The 5,081-nt window shown below is 70.8% G+C and carries 4 protein-coding genes and 1 pseudogene; all 5 read right to left on the bottom strand.

Annotated elements, in window-relative coordinates; translation table 11 throughout:
- Positions 1 to 256: tRNA (adenosine(37)-N6)-threonylcarbamoyltransferase complex dimerization subunit type 1 TsaB (gene tsaB / locus FUT87_RS13085; protein WP_147241295.1), on the bottom strand; the 256-nt coding region annotated here is incomplete at its 3' end.
- 82 nt (positions 257 to 338) lie between these two features.
- Complete coding sequence (locus FUT87_RS13080) at positions 339 to 1,034, bottom strand: OmpW family protein (RefSeq protein WP_091727849.1); 696 nt, start codon at positions 1,032 to 1,034, stop codon at positions 339 to 341.
- Between the two features lie 30 nt (positions 1,035 to 1,064).
- A complete protein-coding gene (locus FUT87_RS13075) occupies positions 1,065 to 2,468 on the bottom strand; it encodes a lipase family protein (protein WP_147241294.1) in 1,404 nt (467 codons plus the stop codon).
- Between the two features lie 519 nt (positions 2,469 to 2,987).
- A complete protein-coding gene (locus FUT87_RS13070) occupies positions 2,988 to 3,926 on the bottom strand; it encodes an SGNH/GDSL hydrolase family protein (protein WP_091727856.1) in 939 nt (312 codons plus the stop codon).
- 22 nt (positions 3,927 to 3,948) lie between these two features.
- Positions 3,949 to 4,993 (bottom strand): annotated as a pseudogene (locus tag FUT87_RS13065) (L-threonylcarbamoyladenylate synthase).
- Positions 4,994 to 5,081: the final 88 nt, after the last annotated feature.

The raw sequence follows: 5,081 nt of genomic DNA, 5'->3' as shown, positions 1-5,081 counted from the left end.
CGCCGAAGGCCAGGCCCTGCGCCACCGAGCACGCGGTGCGCAGCCCGGTGAAGGCGCCGGGGCCGCGCCCGAAGCCGATCGCGTCGACCTGGGCCAGCGCGACGCCGGCCTGCTTCAGCAGCGCCATCGCCTCGGGGACCATCCGCTGGGAGGCCAGCGCCCCGCCATCGGCGTCCACAAAAGCAGCATGGCCCTGGCCCACGAGGGCCAGAGCCATGTGTTCGGTCGAGCTATCCAGGGCCAGCAACACGCTCATGCGGCAAGTGTATCGGCCCCGGACCGCCCGGGGCGGGGCGAGCCCCCGACCGCGTGGGTGCACGCGGTCGAGCGGCCGGCCGTCAGAACGAATAGCCCAGCGACATCGTGTAGACCATCGGGCGGAAGTTGATCTTCGTGTGAAGCTCTTCCGTGCCGTTGTTCGTCGTCGTGTACGAGCGCATCTGGCTGCGCACGTCCGCGTAGGCCGCGGTCGCGGTCAGCGACCACTGCTTGGTGTAGTGCACGGTGAAACCCACGTGCGCCGCGGCGCCCCAGGAGTTCTCCAGCGTGATCCGGGTCGGGCCGCCGCTGATCGCGTCGCCGGTCGGGGTGCTGCGCTTCTTCTCGAAGTAGGTGTAGTTCACGCCCACGCCGACGAAGGGCTCCACCTTGGTGAAGTACTCGCCCAGGTGGTAGTTGATGAACACCGTCGGCGGCATCTGGCGCACGACCGCGATCTGGCCGGCGTTCTTGATGACGCCGTTGCCGTAGATCTTGTGCGAGGGCGGGATGCCCAGCGCGATCTCGCCGCTCCAGCGCGGCGCGAAGCGGTAGGTGTAGCCGAAGCCGGTGGTGGTCGCGTCACCGACACGGATCTGCGCGCCCGGAGCGGGGAACTGCTTGGTGCCGCCTTCCAGCGGAGCGGCCTTGCTGTTCACGTCGATGTGGGCCAGGCCCAGGTAGACCGTGTGCGTGCCCACGGCCGTCTCGGCGCTCGCGGCGCCCGCCAGCGCCATCAGCGAGGCGGCCAGGATCAGGGTGATTTTCTTGTTCATGGATGGTGTCTCCGTTCTGGTCGCCGGGGATTACGGCTGGGCAGCCAGGACCGATTGGAAGAAGCCGCGTGCCAGCGCATTGCAGAACGGCGGGACCAGCGTGCCGTGGTAGGCACCCTGGACCGCGGCCGCGCCGGCCGCACCGCCGCCGGCAGCGGCGGACGTCGCCGCCTTGGCCTGCGCGAAGCCGCCAGCGATCGTGGCCGCCGTCGTGGCGCCAGCCCACTGCATCGAGGCCGCGCTCTCCAGGTTGGAGGCCGGGACAGCCTTGCCGCGCGAGGCGAAGTCGGCCTGCGCGTCGGTGGTGTTGAAGAAGAACACCGTCGGGTCGTTGGCGCCGCCGCACAGCGCCACCGGCGCCTTCGGCGTCCAGCCCAGCAGCGTGTTGGTCTGCAGCGCCTTGCGGTAGTTGGAGGTCGCGTAGCCGGCGCGGAACGAGTCCGTCAGCAGGCCGCCGGTGCCGAACAGCTTGGTGAAGGTCGGGTCGTTCGGCAGCTTGCCGTCCTGGATCAGCTGCGTGAGGGTCGACTTCGTCGGGAACAGCGTCTCCGCGGTCTTGTCATACGGCGACTGGTACACGTCGGACGGCGACGCGTAGATGTTGCCGTAGGCCTTCTGGTAGCTGGTCAGCATCAGCGGCAGGAACAGCGTCGCGCCGGCGTTGATCGGGCCGGTGGTGGTGATCACGTCGCCGAACTTCACCAGGTTGTACGGGCCGGACATCGGCGCCGCGGCGGTGACGGTGAACTCGGACGCGTAGTCGCGCTCGATCGCCTTCTGCGTGGCCATCGCCACGTGGCCGCCCTGCGAGTAGCCGGCGATCAGCAGCTTGGCCGACGGCTTCACCGCGCTGTCGGCGTTCAGGTAGGTCTTGGCGGCGCGCAGGCCGTCGACCATCTCGATGGCCGACTGCTCGGCGTTCAGGTAGGTCGTGTACTGCAGGCCGGAGCGGTCGTAGCCGAGGTAGTTCGGCGCCACGACGATGAAGCCCTGGGCGGCGTAGAAGGCCATCACCAGCGAGCCCTCGGCGTTCTTGTCGACCTGGGCCATGTTGAAGGTCTGGTCGGTCGTCGTGCCGTGGGCATACAGCACCACCGGGCGGTTGCCCGAGCAGGCGGCGCCGGTGCCGGTCGGCACGAACACGGCGGTCGAGGCCATCGCGATCACGCCCTGCGGATCACGCGTCGAGTAGTAGACGTAGCGGATCTCGACGTCGCACTGCGCCGCGCCGGCCAGCGCGCCGATGCCCTTGGCCGCGGTGCCCGCGTCGATCTGCGCCTTGGTCACCGGGGTCGTCGAGGCAACGACGCCCAGTTGCACCGCGCCGCGCGCGGGCGGGGGATCGTCGCTCGCAGCGGAGCTGCCGCCACCGCAGGCGCTCAGCATGGCCGCGGCGGCCAGGGTCAGGCTGGCCAGTTTGAATTGGCTGTTCATTCGGACTTCTCCAGGGGTTGTCTCCGTCGTTCACACCGTCCCGGCGATCGCGGTCGGCATTAAATCGAACGGTCGTTCGTTTTTCTCAGGGATCACTGTAAGCGCTCGATACGAGGCGAACGCAAAAGGAAAACCCTGACAGGTGCCAGCATGCCAGCGTCACGACGCTGCGGGACGCACAACCTGCCCCTGGGCGCGGCGCGGCCGCAACACTTGTGTCATGGCTGTGCGAAAGCGCAGCCGCCTGTTCACGCGGGGCAACAGGCATCGGAATTGCCAAGGTCGACGCGATGCGAACCGTGCGCGGCGCTGGCGTGGGGCCAGGTCTTGAGGCGGCTGTCGACGGGCGCGCGCGTGGCGCGGTACGACGCACGGGGGCGGATGGCCGACGTCGGAGCCGGTCGCCATCGGCGCCCTGGCCGAGGGTCACCCGGCGCCCCGCGCGAATCGCGCGTCAGGGCCGGGTGAACGTGACGTGAAGCATGGAAAGCGCCGGCATCCCGCCGGCGCGGCACGGCGTCAGAACGGGTTGTTCGACGCGCGCGTGGCGGCCTGCGAGCCCATCTGCGAATGCATCAGCGGCCCGATCAGCCGGTCGCTCGCCCACATGTGGGACGTGGCCGTGGCGTTGGCGACCAGCGTCTTGTCGGTGCACACCGGCGGCAGCGAGGTCGCCAGGCAGGCGGCGTCGGTCGAGTTGGACGCACCGTAGATCGACGGGAACCGGCTCATCGTGCCCATCAGCTCGTCGGTCAGGATGAGGCCGATGTAGTGCCCGTCGTTGCGGATCTTCAGGCGCAGGCCGGCGTTGAAGCGGCGCGAGAGCTCGGTCAGCAGCGCGGCGCGGTCGGTGTCGGCGTTGGCGGCCTTCTCCTTGAGCGCGAACGGCGACAGCCCCATGTCCTGCGTGGTCGACAGGATGATGCGGCCGTTGGCGTCGACGATGCGGTTGACCTGCGCGGCCAGTTGCTCGCCGCGGGCCTGCGCCGCGTTGCCCAGCGTGCCGGCGTCCTGCGCCGGGTACTGCGCGTAGAGCTCCAGCACGTCGTTGGCGCCGGCCAGCACGGTCACCAGGTCCTTGCTGTTGAAGCCGTCGAGCGCGAACTGGCGATCGATCTGCGCGGCGACGTCGGCGACCTTGGCGCCCGCCGCGGCATACATGCGGCCGGTCGGCGTGGCGAGCTTGTCGGCGTTGCACTCGCCGAACACCAGGCCGAAGAAGGTGGCCAGCGACTGGGTCCAGACCGGATTCAGGCCGCAGGTGACTGCGCCGGTGGTCGTGTCGGTGCCGTTGATGGAGTACTTGCTGCCATCGCTGCGCAGCGCGCTGGCCTCGTCACCGAAGGCAATGATCCGCGTCGGACGGAAGGGGTCGATCTGCTGGCCGCCGCCGCCGCAGGCCGCCAGCATCGCGGTCGCACCCAGCAGCACGGCCAGGTGGCGCTTCAGACTCTTCATGAACTCTCCAAATCTCGAAAACTCAGCGGGGCGAAAAAGCCGCCGCCGCGCGGGACAAGCGGTCCCGCACCCCATCCCAGGCAGCCTCCTGCGGAGGCGCCTCGATCCAGATCTCGGTCGCGCCGGCCGCGTCCAGCTCGCGCAGGACGGCGAACAGCTGCCGCGCCGCGGCCCGCGCCTGCGCGGGCATCGCCCGCTGCAGCGCCGGCGCCACGTCCGTCCCTGCGAAGGACGTGCGGGAATATACCGCCAGCCCTGCCGGACACCCGCCCGCCAGCGCGTCGCGCAGCGCGTCGGTCGACATCAGCCGCACCGTCGCGCGCGGCGCATAGTGCGCCGCGAGTGTGCCCGAGGCCCGCGGCGCCTGGGCGTCGGGGGCGTGTAAAGCCATGCCGGCCGCGGCCTCCAGCTGCGCCGGCGTCAGCACGCCGGGCCGCAGCAGCACCAGGCCGCCGCGGCTGACGTCGACGATGGTCGATTCGATGCCGACCTCGCAGGGCCCGCCGTCGAGCACGGTCAGGCCCGGCTCGAATTCACCGGCGACATGCGCGGCGGTGGTGGGGCTGACGCGGCCGAAGCGGTTGGCGCTGGGCGCGGCCAGGCCTTCGACGCCCAGGGCGCGGCACTGCGCCATCAGCGCGCGGAAGACCGGATGCGACGGGCAGCGCAGCCCGACCGACTCCTGCCCGCCGGCCGCCGCCGCGGCGATGCCGGGGACACGCCGCACGATCAGCGTCAGCGGACCGGGCCAGAAGGCCTCGATCAGCCGGTGGGCGACCGGGGGGCAGGTCCTGCGCGAACACGCGGGCGCCCTGCTCGTCCAGCACATGGACGATCAGCGGATGGTCGCTGGGACGGCCCTTGGCCGCGAAGATCTTCGCCACCGCCTCGTCGCGGTCAGCGCGCGCGGCCAGGCCGTAGACGGTCTCGGTCGGCACGCCGGCCAGCTCGCCGGCAGCGAGCACCCGCGCCGTCTCGCGCACCGCCTCGGGCGACTGGCCGTCGAGCACCGTCACGCCGCTTTCGTTGCTGCCCAGCCAGATCTCGCCGCTGTCGAGCTGCACCATCGCGCGCGTGCTCGGGTCGACCAGCTGCGGCAGCTGGCCCGGGTCGCGGCCGCGCACCCAGGTGCTGGTGTTGGCCGGGTTGTGGCGC

The sequence above is a fragment of the Mitsuaria sp. TWR114 genome, assembly GCF_007997345.1.
This window is presented reverse-complemented; position numbering and strand designations above follow the sequence as displayed.